The organism is Novosphingobium sp. IK01, from assembly GCF_033242265.1.
Lineage (GTDB): Bacteria > Pseudomonadota > Alphaproteobacteria > Sphingomonadales > Sphingomonadaceae > Novosphingobium > Novosphingobium pituita.
Genome location: NZ_BTFW01000001.1, coordinates 1,354,743 through 1,369,701, shown reverse-complemented (window position 1 = coordinate 1,369,701; position 14,959 = coordinate 1,354,743). Strand labels below are relative to the sequence as shown.

General features: G+C 67.0%; 18 protein-coding genes. 10 read left to right on the top strand and 8 right to left on the bottom strand.

All coding sequences use genetic code 11. The features are described from left to right. Nucleotides 1–153 precede the first annotated feature (153 nt). Nucleotides 154–837: an outer membrane protein gene (locus SBI20_RS06400; RefSeq protein ID WP_317974274.1), complete on the top strand. Its 684-nt coding sequence runs from the start codon at nt 154–156 to the stop codon at nt 835–837. 49 nt (nt 838–886) lie between these two features. Here SBI20_RS06400 and SBI20_RS06395 read toward each other — a convergent pair whose 3' ends face one another. From SBI20_RS06395 to SBI20_RS06370, 6 genes are all read right to left on the bottom strand, one after another. Then, nucleotides 887–1,390, bottom strand: coding sequence for a hypothetical protein (locus SBI20_RS06395; protein WP_317974273.1), 504 nt, complete (start codon nt 1,388–1,390; stop codon nt 887–889). Beyond that, nucleotides 1,366–1,569, bottom strand: coding sequence for a hypothetical protein (locus tag SBI20_RS06390; RefSeq protein ID WP_317974272.1), 204 nt, complete (start codon nt 1,567–1,569; stop codon nt 1,366–1,368). The genes SBI20_RS06395 and SBI20_RS06390 overlap by 25 nt, the downstream gene beginning before the upstream one ends. Continuing rightward, nucleotides 1,553–1,765: a DUF4169 family protein gene (locus SBI20_RS06385; protein WP_317974271.1), complete on the bottom strand. Its 213-nt coding sequence runs from the start codon at nt 1,763–1,765 to the stop codon at nt 1,553–1,555. Before SBI20_RS06385 ends, SBI20_RS06390 begins: the two co-directional genes overlap by 17 nt. Then, complete coding sequence (locus SBI20_RS06380) at nt 1,765–2,406, bottom strand: histidine phosphatase family protein (protein ID WP_317974270.1); 642 nt, start codon at nt 2,404–2,406, stop codon at nt 1,765–1,767. Before SBI20_RS06380 ends, SBI20_RS06385 begins: the two co-directional genes overlap by 1 nt. Next, the gene (gene greB, locus SBI20_RS06375; RefSeq protein WP_317974269.1) at nt 2,403–2,891 is read right to left on the bottom strand and encodes a transcription elongation factor GreB; all 489 of its coding nucleotides are present in this window, start codon (nt 2,889–2,891) and stop codon (nt 2,403–2,405) included. Before greB ends, SBI20_RS06380 begins: the two co-directional genes overlap by 4 nt. Nucleotides 2,892–3,081: 190 nt before the next feature. Continuing rightward, entirely contained in the window at nt 3,082–5,169 is a 2,088-nt protein-coding gene (locus SBI20_RS06370; RefSeq protein ID WP_317974268.1) for a lytic transglycosylase domain-containing protein, read from the bottom strand. 159 nt (nt 5,170–5,328) lie between these two features. Between SBI20_RS06370 and dapA the strand changes: the two genes are divergently transcribed. Continuing rightward, nucleotides 5,329–6,210 (top strand): 4-hydroxy-tetrahydrodipicolinate synthase, encoded by an 882-nt coding sequence (dapA, locus tag SBI20_RS06365; protein ID WP_317974267.1) that lies wholly within the window; start codon nt 5,329–5,331, stop codon nt 6,208–6,210. 57 nt (nt 6,211–6,267) lie between these two features. Here dapA and radC read toward each other — a convergent pair whose 3' ends face one another. Continuing rightward, nucleotides 6,268–7,017 carry a RadC family protein gene (radC, locus tag SBI20_RS06360; RefSeq protein WP_411911545.1) on the bottom strand — a complete coding sequence of 250 codons (750 nt, stop codon included), beginning with the start codon at nt 7,015–7,017 and terminating at the stop codon, nt 6,268–6,270. A gap of 88 nt (nt 7,018–7,105) precedes the next feature. On the opposite strand from radC, the gene SBI20_RS06355 reads away from it, so the two are divergent. The 8 genes from SBI20_RS06355 to SBI20_RS06320 all read left to right on the top strand — a co-directional run bounded on the left by SBI20_RS06355 (nt 7,106) and on the right by SBI20_RS06320 (nt 14,005). Continuing rightward, nucleotides 7,106–10,375, top strand: coding sequence for a YdbH domain-containing protein (locus SBI20_RS06355; protein ID WP_317974265.1), 3,270 nt, complete (start codon nt 7,106–7,108; stop codon nt 10,373–10,375). Nucleotides 10,376–10,476: 101 nt separating this feature from the next. Then, nucleotides 10,477–10,680 (top strand): YnbE family lipoprotein, encoded by a 204-nt coding sequence (locus SBI20_RS06350; RefSeq protein WP_317974264.1) that lies wholly within the window; start codon nt 10,477–10,479, stop codon nt 10,678–10,680. A gap of 10 nt (nt 10,681–10,690) precedes the next feature. Beyond that, nucleotides 10,691–11,113 (top strand): YdbL family probable chaperone protein, encoded by a 423-nt coding sequence (locus SBI20_RS06345; RefSeq protein WP_317976051.1) that lies wholly within the window; start codon nt 10,691–10,693, stop codon nt 11,111–11,113. A gap of 222 nt (nt 11,114–11,335) precedes the next feature. Continuing rightward, complete coding sequence (locus SBI20_RS06340) at nt 11,336–11,653, top strand: AtpZ/AtpI family protein (protein ID WP_317974263.1); 318 nt, start codon at nt 11,336–11,338, stop codon at nt 11,651–11,653. A gap of 91 nt (nt 11,654–11,744) precedes the next feature. Next, nucleotides 11,745–12,527 carry a F0F1 ATP synthase subunit A gene (locus tag SBI20_RS06335; protein WP_317974262.1) on the top strand — a complete coding sequence of 261 codons (783 nt, stop codon included), beginning with the start codon at nt 11,745–11,747 and terminating at the stop codon, nt 12,525–12,527. Nucleotides 12,528–12,584: 57 nt separating this feature from the next. Further along, nucleotides 12,585–12,812, top strand: a complete 228-nt coding sequence (locus tag SBI20_RS06330; RefSeq protein ID WP_022677864.1) for a F0F1 ATP synthase subunit C — start codon at nt 12,585–12,587, stop codon at nt 12,810–12,812. A 154-nt stretch (nt 12,813–12,966) separates the two neighbouring features. Then, nucleotides 12,967–13,461, top strand: a complete 495-nt coding sequence (locus tag SBI20_RS06325; protein ID WP_317974261.1) for a F0F1 ATP synthase subunit B family protein — start codon at nt 12,967–12,969, stop codon at nt 13,459–13,461. Further along, nucleotides 13,454–14,005, top strand: a complete 552-nt coding sequence (locus tag SBI20_RS06320; RefSeq protein ID WP_317974260.1) for a F0F1 ATP synthase subunit B family protein — start codon at nt 13,454–13,456, stop codon at nt 14,003–14,005. Before SBI20_RS06325 ends, SBI20_RS06320 begins: the two co-directional genes overlap by 8 nt. Nucleotides 14,006–14,104: 99 nt before the next feature. Here SBI20_RS06320 and SBI20_RS06315 read toward each other — a convergent pair whose 3' ends face one another. Continuing rightward, entirely contained in the window at nt 14,105–14,938 is an 834-nt protein-coding gene (locus tag SBI20_RS06315) for a sterol desaturase family protein (protein WP_317974259.1), read from the bottom strand. Between the last annotated feature and the right edge of the window lie 21 nt (nt 14,939–14,959).

The window sequence follows — 14,959 nt, the reverse complement described above, 5'->3', positions numbered from 1 at the left end:
CTTTGTTGTGCGAGGTTCAGGAAACAAAATTGCGTTTTGCATCGTTCGGTGAGGGTCTGTCGGGTCGCACAAAAGACGCCAGATTGGAACATGCAGTCATCCGGCATGGCGATCTTCCGGCGGAACCGAAACAGTGAAACGGAGTTGAACCTCATGAAGACCATCCTTGCCGGCGTGGCCGCTATCTCGACCCTCGCTCTGGCCGCTCCCGCCTTCGCTCAGGGCGCCGATGTGGCTCCTGATGCGCCGAATCGCACGTTCTCCGGTCCGCGTGTCGCCGCGACGCTGGGCTACGACATCAGCCGCTCGGGCAGTTCGGTCGACAACGACAATGCGCCGCGTGGCCAGAAGCAGTCGATCGACGGCATGGTTTACGGTGGTGAAATCGGTTACGATATGCCGGTTGGAACCAATCTGGTTGTTGGTATCGACGGTGAAGTGACCGGCAGCACGGCGCGCTGGCGCCAGGGGCCGGAGGTCAACACCTTCAACCTTGGCCGGGTCAGCGCAGGGCGTGATTTCTACGTCGGCGGCAAGATCGGCTATGCCGTTTCGCCCAAGGTGATGTTCTACGCCAAGGGTGGCTACACCAACGCCAGCTACAAGCTTCAGGGCACCGACGGCCAGACCTCGGAAGACTACCGCATCACCGCCAGCGGCTACCGCGTGGGCGGCGGCATCGAATATGCGTTCAGCCCCAAGACCTTCGGGCGCATCGAATACCGCTATTCGAACTATGGCCGCGCGAACTTCAACTTCGATGGCAATACCAGCCAGCGTTTCAACATCGACACCGACCGCCATCAGGTCGTGGCCAGCTACGGCCTGCGCTTCTGATCGCACGCATGGGCCGGGAAAGGGCCGGGGGGGAAACCTCCGGCCCTTTTCATGGCTGGCCTGCGCAACCCAGTGTCGCGGCATCGAGCGCGGAAGCCGCGCCGGGCAGGGCATAGCCATCGCGGAAGGTGCGCCCGTCGCGGCTTTTGCCGCTGACGGCAAGCGACGGGGCGGCGCGCATCTTGGCGATGATGGCCGCGTCCATCCGCCGGTCCTGTGCCCAGGCGCTGGCCTCGCTGGCCAGAAGCTCGAACTTTTCGCCATCGAGGCTCAGCACGACCTTGCTGCCCGGCGCGATCCGTCGCGACAGCCGCCAGTGGACTTCGCCGTGCACATTGCGCGCGGGCCAGGTGCCCACGGTCATGAACGGCACGAGTTCGCGGCTTTGCGTGCCGCCCGCGGCCATGGCGATGGCATAGCAGCGCGGCACCGCCGGATCGCGAAATGCGGCCCAGTCCTCCCACACGCCCAGCGCATCGCGCGCCTGCGCTGCCGATGCCCCGGCAACCAGCAGCAGGACGCCGGCAATCAGCCTTCCGAAAGGTCGAGCCATGCGATCACGTCGTTGTCGGTCGCGAGGAACAGACCGGCTTGAATCTCTTCGCTTTGCTGCGCAGCAATAATCATCGCCTCGGACAGCGGGCCATAGAACAGCGTCTCGGCAAAGCCGCCTTCGGGTCCGTCGCCCAGATGGTAGAGGCGCACGGTCGCGCTTTCATAGGTCGTGCGCATCGGGCTCTCTTTCAGGAGATTGGCCTTCGAGGCGGTGCCCTTCGACATGGCGTTCGGCCTTGTCGCGTGCGGCGGTCTGCGCGGCTTTTTCGGCCTTGGTGCGTCCATGCAGCGCGCGGTTGGTGGCGGCCTGCACTTCGGCTTCGCGCCGGGCGCGGGCCTTGCGGGCCATGCGCAAGTTGATCACCTGTGCCATCAGGCGTGCTCCACCCCGCGTGCCGATCCGAAGAACACGCGCTCGATCCCGTTCTCGATCAGCGCGATCGACCCTTGTTTGAGGCTGGGGGCGATGGGCGCGCCATGGTCGGGGTGGGGGGGCAGGCCCGCCATGATCCCGCGCAGCACGCGGCTCGAAATCCCGTGCATGACGACGATATGATCGCCGCCGTCCTGCCCGTGGGCTGCGATCCAGCGGTTGAGCCGCGCGGCGATGGCCGGATAGTCCTCGCCATCGGGGGCCGGGCGCAGCAAGTGGTCGGCCAGCGTGATCGGCCCGTGTTCGGCTTCCACATCATCATAGCCGCGCCCGATCCACGAGCCCATGTGGATCTCGAACAGGTCGGGCGTGCGGTTGGCGGCAAACCAGTCGATCCCCAGTTCCTCGGCGATCAGCGAGGCGGTTTGCAGCGCGCGGCCCGTGTCGGAAATGTGCAGGCGCACGGGGGGCGCGGCGCCCAGCTCCGCACGCAAGGCCTGCCCCATCGCGACCGCCTGTTCGCAACCCTGCCGGGTGAGCGGGGTGTGCATGGCATTCGATTGCAGGCGGCGGGCGGCGTTGAACACCGTTTCGCCGTGGCGCAGGATGAAGAAACGGCCCGGAGCCGCGCGCGCGCTCATGCGGGCACCGGATATGTGATCGTCATGATTTCCCATTCCTTTTGTCCGCCGGGCAGATGGACCACGCGCAAATCGCCGATGCGCGCACCGCGCAGGGCGCGCGCGATGGGCGCGCTCCAGCCGATCAGGCCGTTCGAGGCGTCCTGTTCGTCGTCGCCCACGAGGGTCAGCGTGCGGCGGGTGTCATCCTCGTCGGCGATTTCGACCGTGGCCCCGAACAGCACGCGGCTCTGGTCTTCCTGCCGGGCCGGATCGACCACGCGGGCGGCCTTCATCCGGCGGGCGAGGAAGGCCAGTTCGCGGTCGATCTCGCGCATGCGCTTGCGGCCATAGAGATAGTCGCCGTTTTCCGAACGGTCGCCATTGCCCGCCGCCCAACTCACGATTTCGACGATGGCCGGGCGCTCGGTGCCCAGCAGATGATCATAGCGGGCGCGCAGGGCGGCCAGTCCTGCCGGGGTGATCGGGTTGCCATCGGGTTTCATGCGCGCTGCCTTAGCGGGGGCGGCGGGGGGTGGGGAAGGGGAATTGCATCCTTTTGGCGGGGTCTTTCCCCTCCACCACCCGCTGCGCGGGCGGTCCCCCTCCCCGCGAGCGGGGAGGACCGGGTCGCTGATCCTCCCCGCTCGCGGGGAGGTGGCAGCCCGGAGGGCTGACGGAGGGGGGAGGCGTTTCTTACCCCGGCAGTGGCTTGCCCAGGATGTGGCTCATCGGGTTGGGGCCGTGCCAGCTCGCCTTGTCGGGGTTCATCGCCTCGTAGACGACGGCGTTTTCGAGCACGCGCTGGACATAGTTGCGCGTCTCGGACAGCGGGATGCGTTCGATCCAGTCGACCCATTCGACCGCCCCGGTGCGCGGATCGCCATTGGCGCGCAGCCACTTGTTCACGTTGCCCGGCCCAGCATTGTAGGCGGCCACGGCGAGCGGCGTGGAGCCGCCATAAATGTCCATCAACCGCCCGAAGAAGGCGCTGCCGACCATCAGGTTGTAGCCCGCATCATCGGTCAGCGCCGAGGTGGAATAGGACAGGCCCAGCTTCGTTGCCTGTTCGTTGGCGGTGGCGGGCATGAGCTGCATCAGCCCGCGCGCGCCGACATGGCTCATCGCGTTCTGGGCGAACTGGCTTTCCTGACGGGCGATGGCGTGGATCATCGTCCACGATTGCTCGGTACCGGGCGGGACCGGGATCAGCGGGAAGGCGATGTGCTGGAAATCGAGGAAGCCGCGCGCTTCGGCGGCCTGTCCGACGATCACCCCCAGATCGCGGCGGCCCAGTTCGCGCGCCAGTTCGGCGACGAGCATGTGCTGGCCTTCGGTCTGCTGCTGCTCGGCGATTTCCTTGAAGAAGCGGACGGTCGTGCGCCATTCGCCGTTGCGGGCCACTTCGCGCACGGCCTGGGTGAGCGGGGCGGCGTTGAACTGCGCGCGTTCCGCCGGGGTGGGCATGGCGTTCGAATCATACGCGAAATTGGGAACCGGCTGGCCCAGCCGTTCGAGTGCGAGCAGGCCGTAGAACTGATCGGCATAGCGCGCGGCCATCGCGAAATAGCGTTGCGCATCGCCGGTCAGCCCGGCCTGCGCAGCGGCGCGCCCGGCCCAGTAGAAGCCCTTCGCGCGGGTGCCGGGCGTGCGCGCGGCCTGGCCATAGCGCAGGAACAGGGGCGCCGCGCCCGCCCCGTCGCCCAGCGACCACAGCGATTGCGTGCCGCCGAGCCAGACCAGCGAGGTGTAATCGTCGCGCAAGTCGTAGCCGAGCTGGCTGATGTCTTCATTGGCGTCGAAGGCGTCGTCGACGCTGCGGGCGATGGCCACCGCGCTGCGCACGTCGCCATTGGCCAGCGCCCCGCGGGCATTGACCAGCAGTTCGTCGACCCATTTGTCGCGCAGGAGCGGGCGGGCCATCAGCGGGGGACGGTTGGCCAGCAATTGCTGGGCGAGCGTGCCCTGACCCTGTTTGCGCAACTCGCGCGCACGGGCATAGAGGAAGCCCGGATCGGCATTGAGCAGCGCGGATTGCACGCCCGCAGCGGCGGCATAGGGATCGAAGCCCTGAAGCGCCATGAGCCGCGCGCCGTCGATCCCGCGCCGCAGCGGCGTGACCGTGGCAAAGGCGCGGTTGGCCTGGGGCAGGGCGCCGGCCCAGAGCAGGGCGTTCATCCGCGCGTCGGCGTCGTCGGGCGTGAACGTCGCGCCCCAGATGGACTGGATCGTCGCCTCGTCGGTATCGGCCATCGGCCCGCCGCGCCAGGCCATGCGGGCCATGGCATCGGCATCGGGACGGCCCAGTGTACGCAGGGCGAGGGCATAGCGCGCCCGCGCCGGATTGGTGAGCGGGGGCAGGCGGTCGAAATAGGAGACGAGCGCGCGCGGATCCGCCGGGCCCGTTCCCGAATCGGCATCGCGGCCCAGCGCGTCTTCGGCGTAGCGGCGCAACTTGTCCTGATCGGGAAAGCCCGGATAGGTCAGCAGGAACCCGGCGTAATCGGAAAAAGTGAAGCGATTCGAGCTGGTCAGCAATTGCCAGCGGCTGATCGCGAAGGCCATTGGCCCCTGCTGCCCGGCGATCAGTTGCGCGCGCGCGCGGTCCCAGGCGCTGCCATCGCTGTCGGGCCCGGCGTCGCTGGCGCGGCTGGCGACCGACAGCGCCAGAACGGCGGCCATCGCGCAGGCCCCATTGCGCGCGCCCCGGCGCATGGCATGGCGCAGGGCGAACACGCGCAGCGAGGGCGAAAGCGGGCGTCGGGGCATGTCCATGCTGGACATTGTGTGTCTCGCCTCCTTATCAGGCGCTGAATGTGATCGGGCACCCGTCTGCTTGCCGACAGATGGCGAATTCCCCTCTTGGCGAGCGTGCCGACAGGGTGCAAGGGCACATCAGCGAGGTTGACGGCGCATTGTGCGCCAAGACGAGGGATATTGTCCATGTTTTCCGGCTCCATTCCGGCTTTGGTGACACCGTTTCGCGATGGAGCCTTTGACGAGAAAGCATTTCGCCGTCTGGTCGACTGGCAGATCGAGAACGGGTCTTCGGCGCTGGTGCCTTGCGGCACGACCGGCGAGAACTCGACGCTCTCGAACGCCGAGCATCACCGCGTGATCGAGGTCTGCGTCGAGCAGGCTGCGGGCCGCGTGCCGGTCATCGCCGGGTGCGGCAGCAACGACACCATGAACGCGCACCTGCACATGACCTTCTCGAAGAAGTGCGGTGCGCAGGCGGCGCTTTGCGTGGCGCCCTACTACAACCGGCCGAGCCAGGCAGGGCTGATCGCTCATTTCAGCTATCTGGCCGAAAACAACGATTTGCCGATCATTCTTTACAACGTTCCGGGCCGCACGGTGACCGACATCCTGCCCGAGACGGTCTGCGAACTGGCCAAGCGTTTCCCCGAGCGGATCGTGGGCATCAAGGACGCCAGCGGCGACCTTTCGCGCGTGACCGATCATCGCATGGGCATCGGCAAGCATTTCTGCCAGCTTTCGGGCGACGATGAACTGGCGCTGCCGGCCAATGCGGCGGGCGCCGTGGGGTGCATTTCGGTGACGGCCAATGTCGCCCCCAAGCTCTGCGCCGAGTTCCAGGCGGCTTGCGCGGCCAACGATCTGGCGCTGGCACGCGAACTGAACGACAAGCTCTATCCGCTTCATTACGCGATGTTCGAGGATGCTTCGCCCGGCCCGGTCAAGTATGCGCTCTCGCGCGTGCACGACTGGATGAACGAGGACATGCGCCTGCCGCTGGTGCCGTGCAGCGATGCCGCGCGCAAGGCGGTCGATGCGGCGCTGGAACATGCCGGACTGATCTGAATTGATCTGATCTGATCCGGGCTTGGGCCGGACCTTCTGCGCGCGCCTGTCCTGATGTCAGAGCAGGCCTTGCGCGCGCAGGGAGGTATGCCCCTCGCGCCCGATGATCACATGATCGTGGACGCTCACGCCCAGCAGGCGCGCGGCTTCGATGATCTTGTGGGTGATCTGGATGTCGGCCCGGCTGGGCTGGGGGCTTCCCGAGGGATGGTTGTGCACGAGGATCAGCGCCGCCGCGCCGATGGCGAGGGCCTTGGCGATGATCTCGCGGGTGTAGATCGCGCTTTCATCGAGGGTGCCATCGCTCACGATCTGGTCGAGCAGCAGGCGGTTCTGGGTGTTGAGATAGAGCACCCGCACGCGCTCGTGGTTGAGGTGGGCCATGTCGATCGTCAGATAGTCGATCAGGGCCTGCCAGCTCGACAGCACGGGCATTTGCTGGATTTGCGCGCGGGCGAGCCTGCGCGCGGCGACCCCGGCGATGCGCAGGGCGGCGGCGGCGGCCTCCTTGATGCCGGGCACCGACTGGAGTGCGCGCGGATCGGCGTTGAACACGCCCGGCAGCGAGCCGAATCGCTGGAGCAGCATCCGCGCGAGCGGTTTGACATCCATGCGCGGGATCACGGTCATCAGCAGGGCCTCGATCACCTCGTGATCGGCCAGCGCATCGTCGCTGCCGCTCAGCAACCGTTTGCGCAACCGGGCGCGATGGCCGCTGGGATCGTGTGCGGCCTCGCGCACGCGGTCGGGCGCGGGGGCAGGCGCGGGCACGAATCGTTCAGGAAAGAGTTCGCGGTCTTGCGGCATGACCTTGTCGACACTCATGTTGCCGTGTTTTGCATTGCCCAAGCCGGGGGCTTGCGCAAGAAGGGGGCGAATGGCGGATTCTACCGATATGGCATTACCCGATAATCCCGAACCGGCCCGAAGCGGGCGGTTGGGGCGGCGCGTGCGCCTGGCCGCGCTGGTCGCAGGCGGGGCCGTGCTGGCGGCCGGGGGCGGGCTGTGGCTGGCGCGCGAGCGGATCGCCGACGGGCTGATCGCGCGCGAACTGGCGAGCCTCGGGCTTCCCGCGACCTATCGGATCGTCTCGATCGGGCCGCGCAGCGAGGTGCTCGGGAACATCGTCGTGGGCGATCCGCGTCATCCCGATCTGGTGATCGAACAGGCGCAGGTCGATCTGGGCTGGGGCTGGAGCGGGGCCGGATTTGGCCCGCGCATCGGGCAAGTCCGGCTCGTGCGCCCGCGCCTTTATGGCCAGATGCGCGACGGGCGCCTGAGCCTGGGGGCGCTCGACCGGCTGCTCTATGGCGGCACGCCCAGCAAGGAACCGTTCCGGCTGCCCGACTGGCGGCTTTCGCTGGTCGATGCGCGCGGGTTGGTCGACAGTCCGCAAGGGCGGCTGGCGTTCAAGGCCGAGGGCGAGGGGGCCTTGCGCGGCGGTTTTGCCGGGACACTGGCGCTGGTAGCGCCGCGTCTGGCGCTCGGGGCCTGCCAGACCGGGCGGGCGACGGCCTATGGCCGGGTGACCATCGCGGACGAGCAGCCCCGTTTCGAGGGGCCGGTACGGGTTGCGGAGCTGGCCTGTCCGGGCAGCGATCTGCGCGTGGGCGGGGCCGATTTCCAGCTCGATGCACTGGGCGACCGGGATCTGGCCGGGGTGACCCTGAAAGGCCACTTGCGCACGAGCGCGCTGGCAGCCGCAGGTGCGGGCGCGCAGTCGCTCGGGCTCGATACGGCGCTGGCCTGGCGGTCGGGCGTGCTCAGCGGGCGGGTTTCGGCGACGGCGGGTGGTTTGCGCAGCGGGCAGGGCGGGATCGGGCTGCTCGGCCTCGATGGGCTGGTCAAGGTTCGCCAGATGCCCGGCGGCGGCGCCGACAGCGAGTTTCGCGGGACGGTCGATGCGCGCGGGCTGCGCCGGGGGGCTGCCTTCGACACGGCGCTGGCTTCGGCGGAAAAGGCCGTTGGCGGGACATTGGCGGCCCCGATGGTCGCCCAGATCCGTCGCCGCCTCGGGGAGGAGGAGCGCGGCAGCCGGTTTGCTGCCGATCTGACCGTTCGCCATGGCCATGATGGCGCCTGGTCGGTCGTGGTGCCGCAAGGGGCCTTGCGCGGGGGTAGCGGGCAGGCCCTGCTGGCGCTGGGCAAAGTGCAGGTGTCGGGCAAAACCGGGCAAGGCCGCGACAGCACGCCGCACTTTGTCGGCAATTTCATCACCGGCGGGCAGGGGCTGCCCCATGTGACGGGCATGATGGAGCGTGATGGCCGCAATGGCGGGGGCGCCCAGTTCCATCTGGCCATGGCCGACTATGCCGTGGCCGGGCAAAGGCTGGCCGTGCCCGAACTGGTCGTGGTTCAGGCGGCCGATGGCACGCTCGGCTTTTCGGGAACGAGCCGGATGACCGGGGCGATTCCGGGCGGGCGCGTGGCCAATCTGGTTCTGCCCGTCAGCGGCACCTATGGCGCGCACGGGGCGCTGGCCTTGTGGCACGGCTGCATCACGCCACGTTTCGACAGTCTGGCGCTGGGCGAGATGACGCTCGACGCGCGCGCCGTGCGGCTTTGCCCGGCTTCGGGGCAGCCGATGGTCAGGGCCGGGACACTGCCTTTCGCCGTGGCGATGGGGACGCCGGGCGTCGCGCTGTCAGGCCGCATGGGCGGCACGCCGATGCGGCTGGAAACGGGCGCGGTCGGGCTGGCATGGCCCGGCACGCTGACCGCGCGCGGCGTCAATCTGGCGCTGGGCGCGCAGGGCAGCGCGATGCGGCTGGTTCTGGCCGATCTCACCGCGCATCTGGGCAGGAACGTGGCAGCGGGGCCGGGAACCGGGCTGGCCGGCACGTTCGAGGGTGTCGAGGCGCGCATGGGCGCGGTGCCGATGGACCTGACCGGGGCAGGCGGGACATGGCGCTTTGCCGGGGGGCGGCTCGATCTGGCCGATACCCGGTTTGACCTGACCGACAGGGCCAACCCGGCCCGCTTCGAGAAGCTCCATGCGCAAGGGGCCACGCTGGCGCTGGCCGACGGGCGAATCAGTGCCGATGCGCTGCTGCGCAATCCGGCTTCGGGCCGGGCCATCGTGCGTGCGCAAGTGGTTCACGACCTGTCGCATGCACAGGGCCATGCCGATCTCAAGGTTGATGGGCTGACCTTCGACAAGGACTTCCAGCCTGCGCAGCTCACCAGCCTGGCGAAAGGGGTGATCGCCAATGCGCAAGGCACGGTGATCGGGACCGGGCGGATCGACTGGCGCGGCGACCATGTTACAAGCTCGGGCAAGTTTGGCTCGCAAGGGCTTGATTTTGCGGCTGCCTTTGGTCCGGTCAAGGGGCTGTCGGGTAGCCTTGTGTTCACCGACCTGCTCGCCATGGAGACCGCGCCGCACCAGAAGCTCAAGGTCGCCTCGATCAATCCGGGCGTGGAAGTGACCGACGGCACCGTCGATTTGCGCCTGCGACCCGACACGGTGGTCGAGGTCAACGATGCGCGCTGGCCGTTCATGGGCGGTACGCTCCACCTCGAACCGACCGTCCTGCGCTTTGCGAAGGTCGAGAACCGCAATTTCACGCTGGTGATCGACGGGCTCGATGCCGCGCAGTTCATCTCGCGCATGGAGATGGCCAACCTGACCGCGACCGGCGTGTTCGACGGGCGTCTGCCGGTGATCTTCGACGCGACCGGGGGGCACATCGTGGGGGGCACGCTCACCTCGCGCGGGGGTGGCAACGTGTCCTATGTCGGGGCGCTGACCTACAAGGACCTTTCGGCGATGGCCAACTATGCGTTTCGCGCGCTCCGGTCGCTTGACTACCGGAGCATGACGATCGCCATGCGTGGCGATATCGCGGGCGATTTCGTTACCCAGGTCCAGTTTGCCGGGGTCAGCCAGGGCAAGGGCGCCTCGCGCAATTTCCTGACCCGTCAGGTGGCGAACCTGCCGATCCAGTTCAACCTCAACGTGCGCGCGCCGTTCTACAGCCTGCTGGGGACCTACAAGTCGATGTACGACCCCTCGGTGGTCAAGGACCCGCGCACGATCGGCCTGCTCGATGCCAGGGGCCGCAGCCGCGTGCCCCAGCCCGGCACCCATCCGGTGCGCGCCGCCGCGTCGGTTGCGCCGGTCGCCCCCGCCATTCAGCCTTCAGCAAGTGGATCCGTGCGATGAATGCTTCAACAACCTGCGCCGGCTTGACCGCGTATCGCCGTGCTGCAACGGTCCGCGCCATGACTTCACGTAAAAGAGGCGACGACAGGGTGCGTTACGGGATGAACGAGGGATGGGGAGCAGCCAGAACCGGCGGGCTCGTGCTTCTGGCGGCAGGCGTGCTGGCGCTGGGCGGCTGCATCTCGGTCAAGGCGCCCGACAAGCCGATCGTCATCGAGTTGAACATCAACATCAAGCAGGAAGTCGTCTATCGCCTGGCCGGAGACGCCAGCCAGACGATCGACAAGAACAAGGACATCTTCTGAGATGGCACGCATGACCATGAAGCTTCGCCCCTCTCGTCCTTTTGCCGGTCGTTCCTTGGCAGGCCGTCTTGCCGCTGCGGCCCTCGTGCTGCCGCTGGTCGCCGCGCCGCTGGCCGCGTTTGCCCAGCGCGACCCGGTCTATGCCGCCGCGCGCGAGGCCGGGCAGGTGGGCGAGAAGATGGATGGCTACCTCGGCTATGTCACGCCCCCGAGCGCCGCGCTCAAGGCCGTGGTCGAGGATATCAACCTCAAGCGCCGTGCGCTCTATTCCGACAAGGCCCAGGCCCAGAAGGCGACGGTCGAGGAATATGCGTTCACTTCGGGCTGCCTGCTGATCGCCCAGACGCGTCCGGGCGAGAAGTATCAGGCGCCTGATGGCAGCTGGCAGACCCGCACGGCGGCGGCTCCCCAGCGCGATTCGCGTTGCCTTTGAAAAACGGCTGATTTTCGGGCCCTTGGAGGGGGGGTGTCGCAGGATTGGTGCAAACGTATGCGCGCAAGCGCGGCAAGTTTGCGCCGCAGCGGTTGACTTGCGAAAACCCCCCGCCTAAGGGGCAGGCGCCCTCGGCGGGATGCCGTTGCGCATGACAGGCCCTGCGGGCAGGATTGGCCGGTTTTCAACCAGCCCTTCCGGCGCGGAAGAAGAAGGTTTGCCATGAGCGATAAACAGACCGACGTGGAGCCCATCGGTGGGGATGCACGCCTTTCCAGTCTCGATGCACGGCTCGATGCCGCGCGTCAGCGGGAAAAGGGGCGCAATCCCACGTCGGAACGCGAAAAATCCGATGCGAACTATCGCGTGGGAAACCGGGTTCTGGCGGAACTGATCGGCGGGCTCGCGGGCGGCGCGTTCTTTGGCTGGGTCATCGACCAGTTTGCCGGAACGCGACCATGGGGGCTTCTGGTGATGCTGTTTGTGGGGATAGGCGTGGCCTTCCGCAATATCATCAGAATTTCGAACGGGCGTTCCTGACCGGGTCTTGCACACGGTGGGTGTTCCGGCCGGATGAAAGGCCGGGGCGTGGGGCGCCTTGATGTTTTTGCGCGTAACGGGGACAAGCACTGTGGCCGAAGGAAAGGTCGATCCGGTACACCAGTTTACGATCGAGCCGTTGTTCGGCACCGATCATTGGTCGATTGCCGGGCATAACATTGCTTTCACGAATTCCGCGCTGTGGATGGTGATCACCACCCTGGTGCTGCTCGTGTTTGTCGGTGGCGGCGCCAAGAAGGCGGTCGTTCCGGGGCGCTGGCAGATGGCTGTCGAGGGGCTGACCGGCTTCGTCGACAATCTGCTCAAGTCGAACATCGGGGATGCGGGGCGCAAGTACCTGCCTTATGTCTTCTCGCTGTTCACGTTCATCCTGTTTGCCAACATCCTGGGGCTGCTGCCGCTGGCTCTGGTGGGCATTCATCCCTTCACCGCCACCAGCCACTTCACGGTGACCGGTGTGCTGGCGATCATGAGCTTTGCGATCGTGCTGATCGTGGGCTTTGCCAAGCATGGTCTGCACTTCTTCTCGCTGTTCGTGCCCCATGGCACGCCGGCGCTCATGGTGCCGATCATCTTCCCGATCGAGCTGATCTCGTTCATGGTGCGTCCGTTCTCGCTCGGCCTGCGTCTCTTCGTCGCGATGATGGCCGGCCACGTGCTCCTCGAAGTGCTCTCGGGCTTCGTGATTTCGGGCACCAACGCGGGCGTTGGCACCTTCTTTCTGGCGGGCGTTCCCAGCTTCGTGCTGATGATCGGCATCTGCGCTCTGGAACTGCTGGTTGCCGGCATCCAGGCCTATGTCTTTGCCCTGCTGACCTGCGTCTATCTCAACGACGCAGAAAACCTTCACTGACCGTCACCACCACCCGATACCGTCCTTACGGTTTACGACAAAGAGGGAGTTTTTATCATGGACGCACAGAGCGCGAAGCTTCTCGGCGCTGGTCTCGCTGCCATCGGCGCCGGTCTGGCCTCGCTGGGCGTGGGCAACGTTTTCGCCAAGTTCCTGGAAGGCGCGCTGCGCAATCCGGGTGCGGCTGATGGCCAGCAGGGCCGCCTGTTCATCGGCTTCGCCGCCGCCGAACTTCTGGGCCTGCTCTCGTTCGTCGTCGCGATGATCCTGATCTTCGTGGCCTGATCGGCCTCGACGTTTCACGGAACACCGAGATTGATGTCGGTCGGGGATAAGCCCCGACCGACGTGAACGAAATCGGTTTGAGCGAACTCGGCCCGCAAAAGGGCCCGAACCATCGGTCAGGCCGAACCCAAAACAGGAAGCGCGGACCAACGCGATGCCCCAGATAGCCCAGCTCGCCGCCACGTATGCCAGCCAGATCTTCTGGCTGCTGGTGTGCTTTGGCGTGGTCTTCTTCGTCATCGGCCGGGGCATGCTCCCGGGCGTGGTGTCGACGATCGACCAGCGCAACAAGCGGATCGCCGATGATCTCGGTGCGGCAGAAGCCGCCCGGACCGCCGCCGACGCCGAAGAACAGGCTTGGCGCATTGCCGAAGGCAAGCAGCGCGCCCAGGCCCACAATCTGATCGCTGCCGCCAAGGCCCAGGCTGCCCACGAATCGGAAGCTGCCCTGGCCGCTGCCGGTGCCGCGATCGAGGAAAACACCGCCGCTGCCGAGCTGCGCATCGGGATCGCCCGCGCTGCTGCGCTCGGCGAAGTCGAAGGCGTGGCTGTCGAAGCTGCGCAAGACATCGCCAGCCGTCTGGCCGGTCTTTCGGTTCCGACCGAAGACGTCCGCGGCGTGGTGCAGGGAGTTCTGGCCCATGGCTAACGTGAGCGAGACGACCGCTTCGGTCGAACAGCCTGTTGCAGGCCATGAAGCGGCCGAACCCACCATCCACGGCATCGGGGCCGGCGCGATTGTCGCTGCTTCCATGCTCGTCTTCCTGCTGATCCTGGTGTGGAAGAAGGTTCCCGGTGCGGTCACCAAGGGTCTTGATGGCCAGATTTCGGCGATCCGCCGTGAACTGGACGATGCCAAGGCGCTGCGCGCCGAAGCCGAGGCCCTGCGTGCCGAATATGCCAAGCGTATCGCCAACGCGGAAAAGGACGCGGTCGCCATGCTCGACCATGCCCGCGCCGAATCCGCGGCGATCATCGCCAAGGCTCAGGCCGACACGCGTGACATGATCGCCCGTCGCGAAAAGATGGCGGCCGACAAGATCGCCGCTGCCGAACGTGCGGCTGTCGACGAACTGCGCGTCAAGGCGGCCCAGGCGGCCACCCTGGCCGCCGGGCAGCTGATTGCCGCCCGTCATGGCGCCGATGCGGATCGCGCGCTGGTCGATGGGGCGATTGCCGGTCTGACCCACTAAGGTCAGTCTCCGGGCAGATGCCTTCGGGCAGACGCATTGAAAAAGGCCCTTCCGGGAGACCGGAAGGGCCTTTTTCTGTTTGGGCTCCGGGCTCCGGGCTCAGGCAGGGCGGCCCAGCGCGACCCGGACTTTGGCCTGCCAGCCTCTGGCGGCTGCGATTCGGGGCAGAAGTTCGCCCCAGCCGCCCAGCGCCACGGCCAGAACGCCGGTGCCGCGCGGATGGACCAGCCCATAGGCGAGCGGGGTGGCCGGATCGGGGCCGGGACGGAAGGTTCCGAACAGGCGGTCGAACACGATCAGCACGCCGCCAAAGTTGCAGTCGAGATAGGCGCTTTCGCTGCTGTGGTGGGCGCGATGATGGCGCGGGGTGTTGAGCACGCCTTCGAGCGGCCCGAAGCTGACCGGCGCCTCGGTGTGCAGGACGAACTGGTAGAGCAGGTTGGCCCCCAGCAGCACCGCGATCATGACGGGCGGAAAACCCAGCAGCGCAAGCGGCAGGAAGCACAGCCAGCCCAGCGACAGGCTCTCGGTCCAGCCCAGCCGGATCGCGGCGGGCAGGACCATTTCGCGGGCGCTGTGGTGGACGCTGTGGGTCGCCCACATCCAGGCCACGGTGTGGCTGAGGCGGTGGAACCAGTAATAGGCCAGTTCGACCGCCACGAAGCCCACGGCCCATGTCCGCCAGTCGTTCAAGGGCAGATGCCATGGCGCAAAGCGGGCCATGAAGGCGAGCGCGGCAAAGGTCAGCGCGGCGTTGAGCGGGCGCAGCAGGGATTGCCCGACCGCGATGCCAAGGCTCACCCCGGCGGCCTTGAGGTCGTAGCTGCGCCCCCGCTGGCGCCGCCAGACATATTCGCCCAGCACCAGCAGGAGCGCCAGACCCAGCACGGGCGGGTGGCGCCAGATCGGCATCACGGCATGAAACGGTTCCATGGCCTTATTCCTTATTCCTTG

Bases quoted from the DNA above. Each gene is read 5' to 3' on its own strand.
- SBI20_RS06345 (WP_317976051.1), top strand. From the start codon at position 10,691: ATGACCATGAAGCTTCGCCCCTCTCGTCCTTTTGCCGGTCGTTCCTTG.
- radC (WP_411911545.1), bottom strand. From the start codon at position 7,017: ATGCCGCAAGACCGCGAACTCTTTCCTGAACGATTCGTGCCCGCGCCT.
- SBI20_RS06330 (WP_022677864.1), top strand. From the start codon at position 12,585: ATGGACGCACAGAGCGCGAAGCTTCTCGGCGCTGGTCTCGCTGCCATC.
- SBI20_RS06320 (WP_317974260.1), top strand. From the start codon at position 13,454: ATGGCTAACGTGAGCGAGACGACCGCTTCGGTCGAACAGCCTGTTGCA.
- dapA (WP_317974267.1), top strand. From the start codon at position 5,329: ATGTTTTCCGGCTCCATTCCGGCTTTGGTGACACCGTTTCGCGATGGA.
- SBI20_RS06370 (WP_317974268.1), bottom strand. From the start codon at position 5,169: ATGTCCAGCATGGACATGCCCCGACGCCCGCTTTCGCCCTCGCTGCGC.
- SBI20_RS06380 (WP_317974270.1), bottom strand. From the start codon at position 2,406: ATGAGCGCGCGCGCGGCTCCGGGCCGTTTCTTCATCCTGCGCCACGGC.
- SBI20_RS06315 (WP_317974259.1), bottom strand. From the start codon at position 14,938: ATGGAACCGTTTCATGCCGTGATGCCGATCTGGCGCCACCCGCCCGTG.
- SBI20_RS06395 (WP_317974273.1), bottom strand. From the start codon at position 1,390: ATGGCTCGACCTTTCGGAAGGCTGATTGCCGGCGTCCTGCTGCTGGTT.
- SBI20_RS06390 (WP_317974272.1), bottom strand. From the start codon at position 1,569: ATGCGCACGACCTATGAAAGCGCGACCGTGCGCCTCTACCATCTGGGC.
- SBI20_RS06355 (WP_317974265.1), top strand. From the start codon at position 7,106: ATGGCATTACCCGATAATCCCGAACCGGCCCGAAGCGGGCGGTTGGGG.
- SBI20_RS06340 (WP_317974263.1), top strand. From the start codon at position 11,336: ATGAGCGATAAACAGACCGACGTGGAGCCCATCGGTGGGGATGCACGC.
- greB (WP_317974269.1), bottom strand. From the start codon at position 2,891: ATGAAACCCGATGGCAACCCGATCACCCCGGCAGGACTGGCCGCCCTG.
- SBI20_RS06325 (WP_317974261.1), top strand. From the start codon at position 12,967: ATGCCCCAGATAGCCCAGCTCGCCGCCACGTATGCCAGCCAGATCTTC.
- SBI20_RS06385 (WP_317974271.1), bottom strand. From the start codon at position 1,765: ATGGCACAGGTGATCAACTTGCGCATGGCCCGCAAGGCCCGCGCCCGG.
- SBI20_RS06350 (WP_317974264.1), top strand. From the start codon at position 10,477: ATGAACGAGGGATGGGGAGCAGCCAGAACCGGCGGGCTCGTGCTTCTG.
- SBI20_RS06400 (WP_317974274.1), top strand. From the start codon at position 154: ATGAAGACCATCCTTGCCGGCGTGGCCGCTATCTCGACCCTCGCTCTG.